Annotated in this window: 26 protein-coding genes and 1 tRNA gene; 25 read left to right on the top strand and 2 right to left on the bottom strand. The window is 58.0% G+C overall.

Going from position 1 to position 13,214, the window contains the following annotated elements:
* The first annotated feature begins 28 nt into the window (after positions 1 to 28).
* The 6 genes from JJQ51_RS16100 to JJQ51_RS16075 all read left to right on the top strand — a co-directional run bounded on the left by JJQ51_RS16100 (position 29) and on the right by JJQ51_RS16075 (position 2,970).
* A complete protein-coding gene (locus tag JJQ51_RS16100; RefSeq protein WP_269244923.1) occupies positions 29 to 769 on the top strand; it encodes a DUF2312 domain-containing protein in 741 nt (246 codons plus the stop codon).
* Positions 766 to 1,128 (top strand): hypothetical protein, encoded by a 363-nt coding sequence (locus JJQ51_RS16095; RefSeq protein ID WP_269244922.1) that lies wholly within the window; start codon positions 766 to 768, stop codon positions 1,126 to 1,128. Before JJQ51_RS16100 ends, JJQ51_RS16095 begins: the two co-directional genes overlap by 4 nt.
* A gap of 172 nt (positions 1,129 to 1,300) precedes the next feature.
* Positions 1,301 to 2,137 (top strand): ParB/RepB/Spo0J family partition protein, encoded by an 837-nt coding sequence (locus tag JJQ51_RS16090; protein WP_269244921.1) that lies wholly within the window; start codon positions 1,301 to 1,303, stop codon positions 2,135 to 2,137.
* Between the two features lie 67 nt (positions 2,138 to 2,204).
* On the top strand, positions 2,205 to 2,492 hold the full coding sequence (locus JJQ51_RS16085) for a winged helix-turn-helix domain-containing protein (protein ID WP_269244920.1): 288 nt from the start codon (positions 2,205 to 2,207) through the stop codon (positions 2,490 to 2,492).
* Positions 2,489 to 2,800 carry a hypothetical protein gene (locus JJQ51_RS16080; protein ID WP_269244919.1) on the top strand — a complete coding sequence of 104 codons (312 nt, stop codon included), beginning with the start codon at positions 2,489 to 2,491 and terminating at the stop codon, positions 2,798 to 2,800. Before JJQ51_RS16085 ends, JJQ51_RS16080 begins: the two co-directional genes overlap by 4 nt.
* Positions 2,797 to 2,970, top strand: a complete 174-nt coding sequence (locus JJQ51_RS16075; protein ID WP_269244918.1) for a hypothetical protein — start codon at positions 2,797 to 2,799, stop codon at positions 2,968 to 2,970. Before JJQ51_RS16080 ends, JJQ51_RS16075 begins: the two co-directional genes overlap by 4 nt.
* 33 nt (positions 2,971 to 3,003) lie before the next feature.
* On the opposite strand, the gene JJQ51_RS16070 is transcribed toward JJQ51_RS16075, so the two are convergent.
* Positions 3,004 to 3,387, bottom strand: coding sequence for a hypothetical protein (locus JJQ51_RS16070; RefSeq protein ID WP_269244917.1), 384 nt, complete (start codon positions 3,385 to 3,387; stop codon positions 3,004 to 3,006).
* Here JJQ51_RS16070 and JJQ51_RS16065 point away from each other — a divergent pair.
* From JJQ51_RS16065 to JJQ51_RS16050, 4 genes are read left to right on the top strand one after another with little or no spacing between them, the layout of a single operon-like run.
* A complete protein-coding gene (locus JJQ51_RS16065) occupies positions 3,386 to 3,715 on the top strand; it encodes a hypothetical protein (protein WP_269244916.1) in 330 nt (109 codons plus the stop codon). The genes JJQ51_RS16070 and JJQ51_RS16065 overlap by 2 nt on opposite strands.
* 38 nt (positions 3,716 to 3,753) lie before the next feature.
* Entirely contained in the window at positions 3,754 to 4,971 is a 1,218-nt protein-coding gene (locus JJQ51_RS16060; protein WP_269244915.1) for a phosphoadenosine phosphosulfate reductase family protein, read from the top strand.
* A gap of 8 nt (positions 4,972 to 4,979) precedes the next feature.
* Positions 4,980 to 5,360 carry a hypothetical protein gene (locus tag JJQ51_RS16055; RefSeq protein ID WP_269244914.1) on the top strand — a complete coding sequence of 127 codons (381 nt, stop codon included), beginning with the start codon at positions 4,980 to 4,982 and terminating at the stop codon, positions 5,358 to 5,360.
* Positions 5,360 to 5,554, top strand: a complete 195-nt coding sequence (locus JJQ51_RS16050; protein ID WP_269244913.1) for a hypothetical protein — start codon at positions 5,360 to 5,362, stop codon at positions 5,552 to 5,554. The genes JJQ51_RS16055 and JJQ51_RS16050 overlap by 1 nt, the downstream gene beginning before the upstream one ends.
* Before the next feature lie 2 nt (positions 5,555 to 5,556).
* On the opposite strand, the gene JJQ51_RS16045 is transcribed toward JJQ51_RS16050, so the two are convergent.
* A complete protein-coding gene (locus tag JJQ51_RS16045; RefSeq protein WP_269244912.1) occupies positions 5,557 to 5,808 on the bottom strand; it encodes a DUF982 domain-containing protein in 252 nt (83 codons plus the stop codon).
* Between the two features lie 59 nt (positions 5,809 to 5,867).
* Here JJQ51_RS16045 and JJQ51_RS16040 point away from each other — a divergent pair, with 59 nt between their 5' ends.
* The 15 genes from JJQ51_RS16040 to JJQ51_RS15970 all read left to right on the top strand — a co-directional run bounded on the left by JJQ51_RS16040 (position 5,868) and on the right by JJQ51_RS15970 (position 13,213).
* Positions 5,868 to 6,125 (top strand): hypothetical protein, encoded by a 258-nt coding sequence (locus JJQ51_RS16040; RefSeq protein WP_269244911.1) that lies wholly within the window; start codon positions 5,868 to 5,870, stop codon positions 6,123 to 6,125.
* Positions 6,122 to 6,337, top strand: coding sequence for a hypothetical protein (locus JJQ51_RS16035; RefSeq protein WP_269244910.1), 216 nt, complete (start codon positions 6,122 to 6,124; stop codon positions 6,335 to 6,337). The genes JJQ51_RS16040 and JJQ51_RS16035 overlap by 4 nt, the downstream gene beginning before the upstream one ends.
* Positions 6,334 to 6,705, top strand: coding sequence for a DUF1064 domain-containing protein (locus tag JJQ51_RS16030; RefSeq protein ID WP_269244909.1), 372 nt, complete (start codon positions 6,334 to 6,336; stop codon positions 6,703 to 6,705). Before JJQ51_RS16035 ends, JJQ51_RS16030 begins: the two co-directional genes overlap by 4 nt.
* Positions 6,702 to 7,442, top strand: a complete 741-nt coding sequence (locus tag JJQ51_RS16025) for a hypothetical protein (protein ID WP_269244908.1) — start codon at positions 6,702 to 6,704, stop codon at positions 7,440 to 7,442. The genes JJQ51_RS16030 and JJQ51_RS16025 overlap by 4 nt, the downstream gene beginning before the upstream one ends.
* 61 nt (positions 7,443 to 7,503) lie before the next feature.
* A complete protein-coding gene (locus JJQ51_RS16020; RefSeq protein WP_269244907.1) occupies positions 7,504 to 7,914 on the top strand; it encodes a hypothetical protein in 411 nt (136 codons plus the stop codon).
* Entirely contained in the window at positions 7,911 to 8,261 is a 351-nt protein-coding gene (locus tag JJQ51_RS16015) for a hypothetical protein (protein ID WP_269244906.1), read from the top strand. Before JJQ51_RS16020 ends, JJQ51_RS16015 begins: the two co-directional genes overlap by 4 nt.
* Before the next feature lie 48 nt (positions 8,262 to 8,309).
* Positions 8,310 to 8,930 carry a transcription termination/antitermination NusG family protein gene (locus JJQ51_RS16010; protein ID WP_269244905.1) on the top strand — a complete coding sequence of 207 codons (621 nt, stop codon included), beginning with the start codon at positions 8,310 to 8,312 and terminating at the stop codon, positions 8,928 to 8,930.
* 112 nt (positions 8,931 to 9,042) lie between these two features.
* A tRNA-Gly gene (locus JJQ51_RS16005) sits at positions 9,043 to 9,116 on the top strand.
* Positions 9,117 to 9,319: 203 nt separating this feature from the next.
* Positions 9,320 to 9,748 (top strand): twin-arginine translocation signal domain-containing protein, encoded by a 429-nt coding sequence (locus JJQ51_RS16000; RefSeq protein WP_269244904.1) that lies wholly within the window; start codon positions 9,320 to 9,322, stop codon positions 9,746 to 9,748.
* A gap of 36 nt (positions 9,749 to 9,784) precedes the next feature.
* Positions 9,785 to 9,922, top strand: a complete 138-nt coding sequence (locus tag JJQ51_RS15995) for a hypothetical protein (RefSeq protein ID WP_269244903.1) — start codon at positions 9,785 to 9,787, stop codon at positions 9,920 to 9,922.
* 10 nt (positions 9,923 to 9,932) lie between these two features.
* Positions 9,933 to 10,202, top strand: a complete 270-nt coding sequence (locus tag JJQ51_RS15990) for a spike base protein, RCAP_Rcc01079 family (RefSeq protein ID WP_269244902.1) — start codon at positions 9,933 to 9,935, stop codon at positions 10,200 to 10,202.
* A gap of 42 nt (positions 10,203 to 10,244) precedes the next feature.
* Positions 10,245 to 10,637, top strand: a complete 393-nt coding sequence (locus tag JJQ51_RS15985) for a hypothetical protein (protein ID WP_269244901.1) — start codon at positions 10,245 to 10,247, stop codon at positions 10,635 to 10,637.
* Positions 10,638 to 10,650: 13 nt separating this feature from the next.
* Positions 10,651 to 10,902, top strand: a complete 252-nt coding sequence (locus tag JJQ51_RS15980; RefSeq protein WP_269244900.1) for a hypothetical protein — start codon at positions 10,651 to 10,653, stop codon at positions 10,900 to 10,902.
* Positions 10,903 to 11,139: 237 nt separating this feature from the next.
* Positions 11,140 to 11,643 (top strand): DNA-packaging protein, encoded by a 504-nt coding sequence (locus JJQ51_RS15975; RefSeq protein ID WP_269244899.1) that lies wholly within the window; start codon positions 11,140 to 11,142, stop codon positions 11,641 to 11,643.
* On the top strand, positions 11,630 to 13,213 hold the full coding sequence (locus tag JJQ51_RS15970) for a terminase large subunit domain-containing protein (RefSeq protein ID WP_269244898.1): 1,584 nt from the start codon (positions 11,630 to 11,632) through the stop codon (positions 13,211 to 13,213). The genes JJQ51_RS15975 and JJQ51_RS15970 overlap by 14 nt, the downstream gene beginning before the upstream one ends.
* Position 13,214: the final 1 nt, after the last annotated feature.

Genomic DNA, 13,214 nt, shown 5'->3' with positions numbered 1-13,214 from the left:
AGCGCAAAGCGCGCCGGGATGGGCTGATATGACCGCCGACAAGCAGCTGAAGATCTACATTGATCGCGTTCTCCGCTTGAAGGAAGAACAAGACGCGCTCGGCGACGATGTCCGTGACGTCTACGCGGAAGCAAAGGCCGAAGGTTACGACAAGACGGTCATGGGCAAGCTCGTTGCGCACCTCCGCAAGGTCCTGAAACAGGGCGAGGGCGCTGTCGCCGAGGCTGAAAGCGTCTTCGATACTTACCTGCAGGCTTATCACCGTGCATCTGGCACGCCAGTTGCTATCGCGCATACGCATGAGGATTTCGATCCGGCTACCGGCGAAGTCTTCGAAGAGACGCACCAGAGGCCCTCGACCAACGATGAGCCATCCCCAGAGGCAGGTCCGCAAGCCGAAGCCTCTCCCGCCGGGACAGGAGCCGGGACGCTTGCGGATCGTGAGGGCCATTCCGAAGGGGAGGCGGCTTCGGTCGACCTCCCCACCAATTCCGAGATCGCTTCGGCCTCTCAAGGCGAAGCCGAAGCCCCCAGCGCCGAGCGCGTAAGTCCGACACACGACACGAGCAGCGCCGCCGCCAACACAGGAGGCGATCATGTAACCGTCGAACCAACCGCCGCCATTTCGGCCGGAGCCCTCGTCAATCCCGCTCCGGCCATCAAGCACCGTTTCCGACCGAATTGCCAGCATAGAGATCATTGCAAGTCTGGAACGGCTGATCATTGCCATTCCTGCAGGCGGGCGATAAGGGAAGGGGACACGGCGTGAGCGATCTTCTCCGCATGGATTACATCAACAGCCTCCCGCAGCCCTTCTTCGCACGCTTCTGTGGCGACAGCGATTGGTGGCCTGTGAATGATTTCGAGGTTGAGACTGGGCGTATGCGGATTGATGTCTGCGGGAAGCTTGATGTCAAGCACTTCGGTGAAGTTATGGAAATTCGTGACGGAGCCTCCGTTATCCATGACTCCGATACCTTCTACAGCGATTGGGAAGACGATCAGAAAGCCGAAACCTCTCGGGAAGCTTCGCCGGCAGCCGAGACGGTGACGGCCCGTCGCGGGGCAGATGCATCTAAAGTCGTCTGCCCCGCATTGACCGATGATGCAGGAGGGATGTGCCCATGACCTCTGCATGTGCTGATCGCATCCTTTCTGCTCTGCAGGACATTCGCGCACGTCGCTATCGCTCAATCATCCGAACGCATGACGGCACAGTCATCATTGTTTGTGCCGAGACAGGGAAATCCGCGTCGGGCCGCACGCTTCGTGAAGCTCGGGAAAATTTCGAGAGGATCGCATGAACGATACGCTTTTCCCAATTCTGAAGCTTGGTGGTGAGATCGAAGGTGGGCGCATTGGCGGTCATATCGGTCGTTTTGAGATTATCTCGATTGAGAAGCTCTTCGTCGACAGCGTCTATCAGCGCGCGATTTCGCAGGGTTCTGTCAAGAATATCAAACGCATATGTGAGAACTTCGATTGGGCGAAGTTCCTCCCGGTCATCGTAACGCAGGATGGCGACACCTATTCGATTGTCGACGGCCAGCACCGGACGACAGCGGCGGCTACCATCGGGATCGAGGCGGTCCCCTGCTACGTTCTCTCCTGCACGGCGTCTGAGGCGGCGGCTGCGTTCGCGGCAATCAACGGCAATGTGACGCCAGTTCAGCCAATCGATCTTTGGTTTGCCGAACTTGCTGCCAAAAAGCCTTCGGCCGTCGCGCTCCAGAGGGTACTTGACGCAGCGAATGTCAAAGTAACGCGTAAGAAGGAAGGTTTTCTTTCCGGCGAGACGAGATCGATCACCGTCCTGCAGCGCGCCCTTGATTTCTACGGCAGCGCGATCCTGACGACTATTCTCCAATGCATCGTCGAGACGTCGGACGGCAATCCTGGAATGCTCTTCGGAGCGATGATTAACGGAATTGGCCGCGCAATCAGAACGAAGCCAGAGGCACTTTCCAATCCGGCTCGGCTCTTCGACATCTTCGACGACATCAATCTTTCCGAGATGCTTTATGCCGCGAGGATAGAAAGTGCACATAGCGGCAATCCCGTCCAATTCATCATCACGCGCCAGATCAATGCATTGATCAAGAGCGGCGCGGCGCGGGAGGTGGCAGATGCAGCCTAATTGCACTTGCCCGGTTTGCGGCCAGAGCATCACCGAATTGCCGGTCACATTTCTTCCGGAGCGCGGCATGGTCGTCGCTAACGGGAAGTTTGCCGTTCTGACAGGTTCCGAAGCCTTGCTCGTCCAGCGTTTGGCCGAAGTCTTCCCGCGCGTCCTGACGAAAGAAGCTGCGCTCGACTGGCTGTACCAGTTCGCTGCAGAGGGCGAAGAACCAGAAATCAAAATCATCGATGTCTTCATCTGTAAGGCTCGCAAGAAGCTCGATCCGATTGGCGTCCGCATCGATACGCTTTGGGGCAAAGGTTATGCGCTGGCCGTTGACCAAAAGCCTGTGATTATCAGGGAGGCAGCATGAACATTCTCAATTTCCGAAATCCCCCAAAGACCGCAATTCGCGCCGATGTGGCGGCGATGACGGCGGACTACATCGCTAGGCATGGTGTTCGGCGCTTTGACCGCGGCTTCTCCCAGGATTGGACCTACATCCAGAACCTCATGCTTTCCTATGGTTATGTCCTCCGGACCGAGCGGAAGTTTTATTCGCTCGTCCCGGTCGGCTACCGCGGTCGGCGCAAATTGGTCGGTCGAGACGGTATCCTCGCCCAGATCGACGCAGTTCTCATCGCCAACGGCCGTGAGCCTTTCCTCAGGAGGGCATCATGACGGAAGCCTTCGAGCTTTTCCTCATTGCTGGGCTTATCGGCACTCTCTTCTTCGGGGCGGTTTTCACGATCGAGTGGATGGGTCGCAAGGACGAGATGACTGGTTCCGACATGGGCGCTCCGGAGGGCGACGACAGAAGCCCGTTTCCTTGCCCGACCGGTCGAGACTGAATTTCAAATGGGCGCGGGTCACCTCTACCGCGCTCAAGACTCGTCGCGGGTGCTCTCCTCTCTCCCGGCGTCCGCGACGAGGACTTTAATCCGAGGGAATTGCTTCGACAGGCGCATCACAACTGCAGCCGTCGCATTTCCGAGCGGAATGAAAGGTGAGGGGACCGATGCGGCTTCGGTCCCCTCGTTGGCGAGACCGATGGCGGAACGGTCTCGCGGAAATGGAATCACGGCATTCAGGCGGCGGTCTGAGCCGGCGACGAAGGGCGAAAGCCCGGCAAGGTTTTCCCCTTCGTCGCGATCATCGTCTTTCCGGTGCATCTGAAGTCTCCGTTGAACGAGACGAGTGATCGCACAGGAGACGGACAAGGTGTTGTCAAACAAAGACAAGGAATTGGCAAACAGGGCCAAGGTCATGACTGACGCTTTTTATGCACAAAACCTTTTGAAGGAGGCGTTCCCAGAGAGCCGTTACGGATCGGTAAAGGGAGCGATTTTCGCGGCGTACCGCTTCGTCAGCCCCAAGGTGACGAAGGAAGTGACGCCGAGACGAATTCGATCGATCCGCGACGGTACCGCCCGCCGGATCGACGCTGAGGAAATGGAAGCGCTCAAGGCAGCGATCATTGAGGAGGCTCACCGTGAGCAACAGGAATTACGCGCCCGTCTGGCTGCGCTGGACAAAAAGGTTGCCGCTTTCGATGCGCGCGTGGCTGGCCGATCGGTGGCGCCGTCGAGCGAATAAGTGGGCCGATCGGGCAGAATGGATCATGGGAGACTGAGATGAGCATTCATCAGCCAACCTTGTTCGAGGGTAGCAAGCGTCTTGTGTACGACGAGGCTGTCGAGATGACGCTGCAGTCGATGCAGGCATACGGCCAAGCCCACGATCACTGGGTATTCGCTTTCTCCGGAGGCAAAGACAGCACCGCCACGTTGACCGTCATCATTCATCTGATCGACGCCGGCCGGCTCGCGGCTCCGAAGTCTATCAGCGTTCTCTATGCTGACACCCGTATGGAACTGCCCCCTCTTGCAATCGCTGCTGAGGGCTTGCTCGATCGCCTCCGCGCGCGTGGCATTCACTGCGAAACCGTCTGCGCGCCGATGGATCAGCGCTTCCTCGTCTACATGCTGGGCCGTGGCGTTCCTCCGCCGAACAACAACACGTTCCGCTGGTGCACCCGTCAGATCAAGGTAGACCCGATGACCGCGGCGCTTGAGCGTCGGATCAACGAGCTCGACGGATCTATCCTGATGATCACCGGCGTTCGCCAGGGCGAGAGCGCTATCCGTGATGGTCGCATAGCGATGTCCTGTGGCAAGGACGGTGCCGAGTGCGGTCAGGGCTGGTATCAGCAGGTTGTTCCGGAAGCCAAGGGCATTCGCGGTCGCATCGCCACATTGGCGCCAATCCTTCACTGGCGCGTCTGCAATGTCTTCGACTGGCTCAAGATCTATGCCCGCATGGAAGAGTATGGCGCTTGGGACACGTCGGCTGTCGTCGATGCCTATGGAGGCGACGAGGCACAGGAGATCAATGCCAGGACCGGATGTAACGGATGTCCTCTTGCTGCCCGCGATCTCGGGCTTGAAACCGTCGTCCGCGTTCCGTTCTGGTCATACATTTCGCCGCTGTTCGGTTTGAAGCCGCTCTATCGTGAGCTCCGTGAGCCGCGCAACCGGCTCAAGAAGACTGGCATCGACGAGAACGGCGACATCGCCACGGCCAAGAACAAGCAGCGCATGGGCCCGCTGACGTTCGAGGCGAGACTGATGGCGCTTGGTCGCATCATGTCGATTCAGTCAGAAATCAATCTCGATGCCGACCGCCTTGGCCGTCCTCACGTCGACCTGATCAATGCTGAGGAAGAAGCGCGAATCCGTGAGCTGATATCGCTCGGCACTTGGCCGAATGGCTGGGATGGCGATGAGCCTACCGCAGACACCCCGATGGACGCCGTTTTTGCTGACGGCTCCGTGCAGCCGCTTCTCGTGTGAGGTGAGTGATGCAGCAGCTTTCGATGTTCGACCTCATGATGCCGGTGCCGGTGCCCACATGCGCCGAGCCGCTTTGGCTTCAGACCAACCTCGACAAGAGTGGATGGAGCTGGGGGAAAATCGGGATCATGACTAACGACAATGGCACCTGGTCCATCAACACCGGTGATAGCGTTGGCGGCTATTGCGGTCATGGTGGTCCTTTCTGGGGCGAATACGCCACGTTTAAGGATGCGCTCACAGCCGCCGTCAAAATGATGCACGGTCGCTGGTCCGATATCTCCGTTCGCATGAATGATAGCTGCTGCCAGGAAAGCCACCGGCGCGTTGCGCGCAAGGGGTTGGACTGGCTTGCCGGTATCGAGGCTGAGTACGGAGTGCAGCACTGATGACCGAAGCCGATTTCCTCCGCGAAGAAATTGAAGAGCTAGACGCTCAAATCTTCCGTCTCAAGGGCAGCATGAACAAGGGCGACAATGGCGTGAAGCTTTCGAAGCTCGCGATCATCACCCGGCTTCGTGACCGGTGCCAACGTTCTCTGAAGGCGCTTGACCGTCGTAACGGGGAAGGGGCGGCGGCATGATCTCACTTCTCAAAAATATAGATGTCGCCCTCGACAAGCGCCTCGATGAAAGCCGCTCGGGCCTTCTCATCATCAAGCTTTCCTTCATGGGACGCCAGCAGCGCCTTCTTGGCGGCAACATAGGCCGCTCCTTCTTCGACAGTCGGCCATTCGTTGAGCATGAACTCGGCCGCCCGTTCCGAATTGGAAATGACCAGCCTTGCGCCCGGCTTCCGGGTGTCCACGATAACGGGCTTACTCCACCATTGGACCATGTGCGTTCTCCTATCGCGGAAGAACTTGCCGGCGCGGTGATAGTTCCGGGGATGGCCGCATGAACCGAGTAGTCATCAATATGGATGCTCAAGGTGGCTTCACGGTCGTAAGCGATGAGCCGATCGAATTCTACGTCGTCTGCGATCACATCCCGAACGATCGTGTCTACCAGATGGAAGTAGACGTCGGCGTCGAGAAGGTGAGAGCGCAACTTCGGAGCGATCCGGTCGGCCACAAGAACGACAGTCAGCCGTTCGGCTCCGGCTATGGTCCGCGCAAGCCGCCGTCAAAGCGGAAGCTTGAGGTGGTAAAATGACGTTCCTCGAAGCCTATTCCATCTCTGGTCCTGATGTCGAAGCAATAGCCAAGCTCCTCGGCATTACCCCGGCCGAAGCCGATCGCCTCATCAATGAAGAAATGAACCGCCGTCACCAGGAGCGCCGCGAAAAGCATCTCTCATATCATCGCGGCTACGATCAGCGTGTCCGCGTCCAGTTGCGCGAGATACGCGCCGGGAGGATTGCATGACCGTCACCATGACGCGGCAGGAATATCAGGCTGCTATCACCAAGCCTAAGCGCGGTAACAAATTCAAGGCAGAGCGTACACTCATAGACGGCATTCTCTTCGATAGCAAAGCCGAGGCCGCTTACTATGCCCATCTCAAGCTGCGCGAGCGCGCCGGCGAGGTGACGGACGTCGAACTGCAGCGTCCCTACGCCTTAACCGTCAACGGCGTTCTGGTGGCCACCTACAGGGCTGATTTCGTCTTCTGGGATAATCTCGCGCGCCGTCGTCGCGTCATTGACGTGAAAGGCGTTTCCACGCCCGTATTCCGTCTTAAGCAAAAGCTCATGCGCGCTTGCCATGGCATCACTATCGAGGTGGTGAAATGAGCGTATCCGCCGCTATTCGGCGCATGCTTGAAGCCGGCCTCACGATCGAGCAGGCCCTTGTGGCTGCAGAGGCATTTGAGGCTGAATCCATTCCAGTTCAGCCGGTGCTCTCCGCTAGGCAAGCGCGCAACAAGCGGTATTATGATAGCAAGAAGGCGTCTAAATCGCGTCTTGATTCAGACAATCAAGACGATTCAGACGATTCAGACGGCGGTGCTGCCCCTCCTTCTGATAAAGAAAATCCCCCAAACCCCCTAAAGAAATTAACTACCACCCAGACATCCTCACTTCGTTCGGATGCTTGCCCGGAGGCGGAAAAATCCGCTCCGGCCTCGCCGACGGTGATCGAGCTGCCGGCAACCAGGGGCGAACTGGTCGCCGTTTCCCAAGCCGATATCACCGACTGGTCGGAAGCATATCCCGGCATCGACGTCATGCAGCAGCTTCGCTCGATGCGCCAATGGCTGATCGCCAACGAACGAAACCGAAAGACATCAACCGGCATGCGCCGCTTCGTCGTCGCGTGGCTTGCTCGCGAGCAGGATCGAGGGGGCGGTCGATCGCCACATCAGCAAGCTCCGCCTCGCCAGACCGCCTTCCAGGAACGCCACAACGCGGCAATCGCAGCTTTCGACAGGAAATTAGGAACTACCCGAGATGACGAATTTACCGGCAACACTCTCGACCTTGGATCGGCAGATTGGCGAGCTGAACGAGCGCCTCGCTCCGGTCACTGATGATCACGTTTCGAAAGCCATCCGGTCCTTGCTCGCCGCCGGTCTGGCGTTGCCGAGCGGAATGGACCCGGACAAGGCGCCAGACGTCTATGGGTTTGCTCTCGCTGGCGTGTCCGCTTGCGGCGTCCAGAAGGCGACGACCAAGATTATTCGCGGCGAATATGAGATCAATCGCGCTTTCGTGCCGACACCACCGGAGTTCGCAGCGCTGGCCCGCAAAGAAGCGCTGGCGGTTCGCAGCGATCTCAACCGCCTGCAGCTGTCGAAGGAGTCGATCATCGATGCGCAGCCTCGCGAGAAAACAGATGCGGCCCAAATGGCAAAAATCCGTGATTTGGTTAGCCGCTTCAAGCAGCAGAACCCAGCGGCAGAGCGCCGCTATGCGCCCTCCGCCGTTGAACCAATGACGCCAGAGCAAGAAGAATATTGGGCCAAGATCGCGGCGTTACCGCCTGCAGGAGCATCATCATGAAGCCCTCCGATATCCGTCGTGTAGGCCTCAAAGATGAAGTGATCCGGCTTCATTTCGAAAATCCTGATGCTACCACGGACGAGATAGCCGCGGCGCTTGGCGCTGGACCGGAATACGTTCGTTGCACGTTTCGACGCAATGGCCTTACGGCCGTCAGGAAGAAGGACCGGCAGGCAAAGCCGATCGAGGCGAGACAACTCCTCTATAGCGCGTCCACCGTGTCAAGGCTTCGGCCTTTTGCAGAGCGACGGGGAATAACCGTCGAGCGGCTGATCTACATGGTCCTTCAGGTCATTGCGACAGATCGCATGGTTGACGCGATCTTGGATGACATCGAGGCGGCATAACCGATTTTCCAATAACCGAGCGGCGGCTCAATGCACGAGGGCAATGAAATGGCGGCAGAACAATGGTACGTGATCCGGTGCGCGCCTGGATCACAGCGCAATGCCAAGGCAAGCGTCGGGACGCCGGGTGCGCTCGAAAGCATTATTGAGCGAAACTTCCGAAACGAAGGTATCGATCTCTTTATGCCGACAGTTCACTACGAGGTGCGCCATCATCGCACAAAGAAATGGATCGAGCGGCGGTATCCCCTTTTGACCGGTTATGCCTTCGTCGACATGGCCGGCCACCAATTTGAGGATATTCGCCAGATCGAAGGCGTTATGTGCTTTCTCCGTCGATCACGAATGTCGGGGCCGTATCGTATGCCGTCAGAGGATATCGATGCCATGCGTGCCGTCGAAGAGGAAAACCGGGCCTTGATCCACAAACAGCGCGCAGAGCGCGAGGCCCGCGAGCGCAAGTCCATGCACCAGACGACCCGCAAGGATCGCGAGAAGATAATGCCGAAGGACACGGTCGCCATGATCTGCGGTCGCAGTCCGTTCAAAGGCCTTGTCGCCAGAGTTCTTGGTCCCTCATCTCGCGGCAAGGTAAAAGCTGTTATCGAAACCCTTGATAGCCTTCTGGAAATCGACATCCCGCTTGAAAATCTGGAGGCAGTCGCATAGAATCACTGCAACTGATTTGCCGCCTGATCCATCGGGGCTCTTAATGTCGTCCGAGGGGCGCGCCCTTAAGCCGCTTTAAGCGGTGTTTGGCGCGTGCGGTTTTTCCCTTATTGCGGACGTAGCTCAATGGTAGAGCTGGAGCCTTCCAAGCTCATGACGCGGGTTCGATTCCCGCTGTCCGCTCCATTTTGCTGCACGCGCGGGTGTAGCAAAATCCCCTCCGGGGGCGCCGTAAGCCAAGGATACGACCGTCAATCGCGGCCCTTGGAGCCAATTCGCCGCAAGGCAACGAAGCGCGAAAGGCCTACGGGCCGAGTAGGTGACAATCCGGAAAGACGGATATCAGCCCGTCACCTTTCGGTGGCGGGTTTTTCTTTGGAGTATCGAAAATGGAAACGACGAGGCGATCATTCCTCCGAGGCCTTCTTACCATTACGGCTGCAGCTGTCGTTTTAGACGGCCTTCCGCTTGGCCAGAAGGTGGCTTCGGCCCCGGTGCTTTACGCCGATGGTATCCACGACGACTCCGACGCGCTCGAAGCGATGTTCGATGGGCGTCCTTTCCGGGTGGATGGGGCGAACGTCATCGCCCATGACGGTATTTTGGCCAATGCGTATCTTTCGGTTTCAAGGCCGATACGCCCTAAAGGCGATTTCACCATCATGAACTGTTACATAGTCCAGCGCCCCGAATTTAAAGGTGAAGCCATGATGATTTTGGGCACTGGCTATGACATGAGCGGCATCCAAGACCTCTATCTCGACAACAGCGCATCGAAGCCAGTCACATTTCATGACTTCGCAGCCCGATCGGCATAACTGCTGGCCGGGTTTTCCAGCAATGAGGCAATAGCTATGCCAGACAAGCAACTCGCCGCCGCCAAGAAAAAGATCGCCGCGGCAAAGAAGGCCAAGCCGACGAACAAGCGGGAATGGCAGCGCGTCATCAACGCCGCGACATCCGTTCTGAAGTCGGCCGGCATCAAGGTTTAAGGAGACCCCCATGGCAGCGATCGACCAAATGGGCAATCCGGCGAATTCGCCGAGCGCCCCGGCCTCCAACTATGCCGCCATCACCACGTCCGACACTAACGATCTGCCTTTCCTGACGCGGTATGTCTATGTCGGCGTAACAGGCGATGTCGCCGCTGTGACCCAAGCAGGTAATGCGGTCGTCTTCAAGGCGGTCCCGGCTGGCGTCACTCTTCCCATCCGAGCCAGGCGCATCAACCAGACCGGTACCACGGCGACCAATCTCGTCGCCCTTTGGTGAAATCCTCCATCAAGCAAACAGCAAAAGCAAGGAGCATGAACCATGCCTGCAAAGCACTCAATCTATGGCCGTAACTTCGCGATCGATGTCCCGACCGGCGCCCCGATCTTCGATGACGGTACCAAGACCGCCACGGCAACCGGCACCGGCGGTACCGGCACGGCAACGCTGAACAAGACGTCCGGCAAGATCACGACCGGCGCCCTGACGACGGCCGCAGGCGGTACCCACGTCCTCACCCTGACGAACTCGAAGATCGCTGCTGACGAAATCGTCATCGTCACGGTCGGCAAGGGCACGGCTACCACAGGCACGCCGACGGTCGCCGATGTCACCCCGGCCGCCGGTTCCGTCGTCATCACGATCCAGAATATCCATGCCAGCGCCGCCATCAACGGCACGCTCGTCATCGGATATCAGATCTTCAAGCCGTAAGGAGACATCGGCGATGAAGGACTTTTCCGAATACGTCGAGCTCGCAAAGGCTAAACGCAAGGAAATCGACGAGGCCGCAGCCGAATACAATGCCGCTAGGGATCTGTATTACGCTGCGGAAGATAAGCGCGACGATTTGCTTTCGGATATGGGACAAATCGAAACGGACGCTGCAGCCGACGGCCATCTGATCAGCGACCTCCTCGCCGCTGTCGATCCCACGCCTGACGAGCAGCCTGAGACGAGCAGCTCCGATGCCTCTTAAAAAAGGATCGAGCCGCAAGGCGATCTCTTCCAACATCAAAACCGAAATGGCGGCCGGCCGTTCTCAAAAACAAGCCGTCGCCATTGCTCTCAACGTCGCCCGCAAGTCAAAGCGTGGTGGCAAGAAAGGATAGCACGAATGAGAGGCACATTCATTCTGCTCATCGCTATCATGCTTTCCGCCTGCCAGACACAACACCAACCGCCTGGCGATGGCCTTTGGCTCATGGTGAAGTGAATGGGCGCGCCCAAAGGAAACCAGTTCTGGAAGGCTAGGAGCAGCCACGGACGAACCCCGACTTTTGCAAGTCCAGATGATCTCTGGGACGCATGCGTCGAGTATTTCGAATGGGTGGATGCCAATCCGCTCTACGAGGACAAGCTCACCTCATATCAGGGCGTCAATCAGCATGAGCCTGTAGCCAAAATGCGGGCCATGACAATCAGCGGTCTGTGCATCTTCCTCGATATCGATCTTCAGACATGGGCAAACTACCGCGCTAATAAAGATTTCTTCGGGGTCGTATCGCGAGTTGAGCTGACGATCCGGACGCAGAAGTTCGAGGGAGCATCTGCGGACCTCCTGAATGCCAACATCATCGCTCGCGAATTGGGGCTTGCCGACAAGTCTGAACTTAGCGGCCCAGACGGTGGTCCCATCCACACGGAATCCACCTCCGATCGCGATCTGGCAAAGGCTGTCGCTCTTTTGCTCGCCAAGGGCATGAATGCAGACGGTTGATATCAGCCAGCTTGAGGCGGTCATCGCGAGCCTGACGGGCAAGCAGCGAAAAGAGCTTGAGGCTCTGGCTGCGGTGGAATTGAAAAAGCCGTTCCTTCCGAACCCTGGACCGCAGACGACGGCGATGCTCAGTGAGGCTGACATCCTGCTCTATGGTGGTCAGGCAGGCGGCGGCAAGACGGCATTGGAGATCGGCGCTTACTTCACCGGCCATTATAATGGGCTGATCCTCCGCCGTGAAGCCGTCCAGCTCGACGGCTTGATTGAGTTCTGCAAGGAAGTCGGTGAGCCGAATTTCGGCAAGTTCGTCGGCGGCAATGAGAACGTCTTCAAGCGTAATGATGGCGGTAGGCTGAAGTTCGCTGGTCTTAATCAGCCGGACGACTGGCGTAAGCACGCCGGTAACGCGAAGGATTATCTGGCTTTTGACGAGGCTGGCGAGTTTCTGAAGGAACAAGTCTTTTCCCTGATAGGCTGGCTTCGGTCGACAAGGGAAGGCCAGCGTTGCCGGGTAATTCTCGGATCGAACCCGCCTCGCGGTGGTGACGGCGAATGGATGATCGTCGAGTTCGCCCCATGGCTGGACCCGTCATTCCCGAATAAGGCCTCGCCTGGCGAGCTTCGCTGGGCCATTGTCGTCGCGAGCGAAACGGAATGGGTGGACGGTCCGGGCACATATGAGCGGAACGGTGAAGAATACGAGGCCATGTCTCGTACCTTCATCCCGGCAAGCCTGAACGATAACCCATACCTGAAGGACACGGGCTATCGCGCTAAGCTTCAGTCGCTGCCGGAGCCACTGCGCTCACAGCTCCTGTATGGTGATTTCAATGCAGGCCGCGCCGATCACGAATGGCAGGTAATCCCGTCGGAGTGGATCAGGCAAGCGCAGTTAAGGTGGATTTCCACGCCGCCGGCCAACATGCCGATGACTGCAGTCGCCGCCGACGTTGCCCAAGGCGGTGCTGACAAGACGCAAATTCAGGCTCGCTACGATTACTGGTACAGCCAGTTCAAGAGCTTCGATGGCAAGGATACGCCAGATGGTCCGACCGTCGCGGCCGAGATTGTCAAGGTCATGCGCGATCGCTGCCGCGTCGTTGTCGACGCTGGCGGCGGCTATGGCGGCGATACGCTGACCCAGCTCGCCCATGCGGATGTTGATTGCTACGGCTTCAAGGGAAGCCAGACGGCATCAGGTGCCAGCCGAGACGGAATGTTCCGTTTCTATAATCTGAGGGCGCAAGTCGTCTGGCAGTTCCGTGAGCAGCTTGATCCTGAATATGGATCGAATATCGCGCTGCCGCCCGATCCTGAACTTGCCGCAGATCTTGCCGCATATCGCTACGAGATCAAGCCGAACAAGAAAAGCGGCGGCGATATCCTCGTCGGCCCAAAGGAAGAGATGAGAGAGCGGCTTGGCCGATCGCCTGACAAGGGCGACACTACCATTATGCTTTCAGCCTCTGGCCTTGGTGGCCTCAAGCGTCCCAAGGCAGCCCAAGAGCGCCGCGATCACATTCGGCCCGTCGTCAATCTGGGCTACGCGAAACACAAAGCAAGGAGATAGC

The organism is Rhizobium sp. AG207R, assembly GCF_027109195.1.
Classification (GTDB): Bacteria; Pseudomonadota; Alphaproteobacteria; order Rhizobiales; family Rhizobiaceae; genus Rhizobium; species Rhizobium dioscoreae.
This window is presented reverse-complemented; position numbering and strand designations above follow the sequence as displayed.

Coding starts and splice junctions, on each gene's coding strand:
- JJQ51_RS16100 (WP_269244923.1), top strand. CDS start 29: ATGACCGCCGACAAGCAGCTGAAGATCTACATTGATCGCGTTCTCCGC.
- JJQ51_RS16090 (WP_269244921.1), top strand. CDS start 1,301: ATGAACGATACGCTTTTCCCAATTCTGAAGCTTGGTGGTGAGATCGAA.
- JJQ51_RS16085 (WP_269244920.1), top strand. CDS start 2,205: ATGGTCGTCGCTAACGGGAAGTTTGCCGTTCTGACAGGTTCCGAAGCC.
- JJQ51_RS16080 (WP_269244919.1), top strand. CDS start 2,489: ATGAACATTCTCAATTTCCGAAATCCCCCAAAGACCGCAATTCGCGCC.
- JJQ51_RS16075 (WP_269244918.1), top strand. CDS start 2,797: ATGACGGAAGCCTTCGAGCTTTTCCTCATTGCTGGGCTTATCGGCACT.
- JJQ51_RS16065 (WP_269244916.1), top strand. CDS start 3,386: ATGACTGACGCTTTTTATGCACAAAACCTTTTGAAGGAGGCGTTCCCA.
- JJQ51_RS16070 (WP_269244917.1), bottom strand. CDS start 3,387: ATGACCTTGGCCCTGTTTGCCAATTCCTTGTCTTTGTTTGACAACACC.
- JJQ51_RS16060 (WP_269244915.1), top strand. CDS start 3,754: ATGAGCATTCATCAGCCAACCTTGTTCGAGGGTAGCAAGCGTCTTGTG.
- JJQ51_RS16055 (WP_269244914.1), top strand. CDS start 4,980: ATGCAGCAGCTTTCGATGTTCGACCTCATGATGCCGGTGCCGGTGCCC.
- JJQ51_RS16050 (WP_269244913.1), top strand. CDS start 5,360: ATGACCGAAGCCGATTTCCTCCGCGAAGAAATTGAAGAGCTAGACGCT.
- JJQ51_RS16045 (WP_269244912.1), bottom strand. CDS start 5,808: ATGGTCCAATGGTGGAGTAAGCCCGTTATCGTGGACACCCGGAAGCCG.
- JJQ51_RS16040 (WP_269244911.1), top strand. CDS start 5,868: ATGAACCGAGTAGTCATCAATATGGATGCTCAAGGTGGCTTCACGGTC.
- JJQ51_RS16035 (WP_269244910.1), top strand. CDS start 6,122: ATGACGTTCCTCGAAGCCTATTCCATCTCTGGTCCTGATGTCGAAGCA.
- JJQ51_RS16030 (WP_269244909.1), top strand. CDS start 6,334: ATGACCGTCACCATGACGCGGCAGGAATATCAGGCTGCTATCACCAAG.
- JJQ51_RS16025 (WP_269244908.1), top strand. CDS start 6,702: ATGAGCGTATCCGCCGCTATTCGGCGCATGCTTGAAGCCGGCCTCACG.
- JJQ51_RS16020 (WP_269244907.1), top strand. CDS start 7,504: ATGGACCCGGACAAGGCGCCAGACGTCTATGGGTTTGCTCTCGCTGGC.
- JJQ51_RS16015 (WP_269244906.1), top strand. CDS start 7,911: ATGAAGCCCTCCGATATCCGTCGTGTAGGCCTCAAAGATGAAGTGATC.
- JJQ51_RS16010 (WP_269244905.1), top strand. CDS start 8,310: ATGGCGGCAGAACAATGGTACGTGATCCGGTGCGCGCCTGGATCACAG.
- JJQ51_RS16000 (WP_269244904.1), top strand. CDS start 9,320: ATGGAAACGACGAGGCGATCATTCCTCCGAGGCCTTCTTACCATTACG.
- JJQ51_RS15995 (WP_269244903.1), top strand. CDS start 9,785: ATGCCAGACAAGCAACTCGCCGCCGCCAAGAAAAAGATCGCCGCGGCA.
- JJQ51_RS15990 (WP_269244902.1), top strand. CDS start 9,933: ATGGCAGCGATCGACCAAATGGGCAATCCGGCGAATTCGCCGAGCGCC.
- JJQ51_RS15985 (WP_269244901.1), top strand. CDS start 10,245: ATGCCTGCAAAGCACTCAATCTATGGCCGTAACTTCGCGATCGATGTC.
- JJQ51_RS15980 (WP_269244900.1), top strand. CDS start 10,651: ATGAAGGACTTTTCCGAATACGTCGAGCTCGCAAAGGCTAAACGCAAG.
- JJQ51_RS15975 (WP_269244899.1), top strand. CDS start 11,140: ATGGGCGCGCCCAAAGGAAACCAGTTCTGGAAGGCTAGGAGCAGCCAC.
- JJQ51_RS15970 (WP_269244898.1), top strand. CDS start 11,630: ATGCAGACGGTTGATATCAGCCAGCTTGAGGCGGTCATCGCGAGCCTG.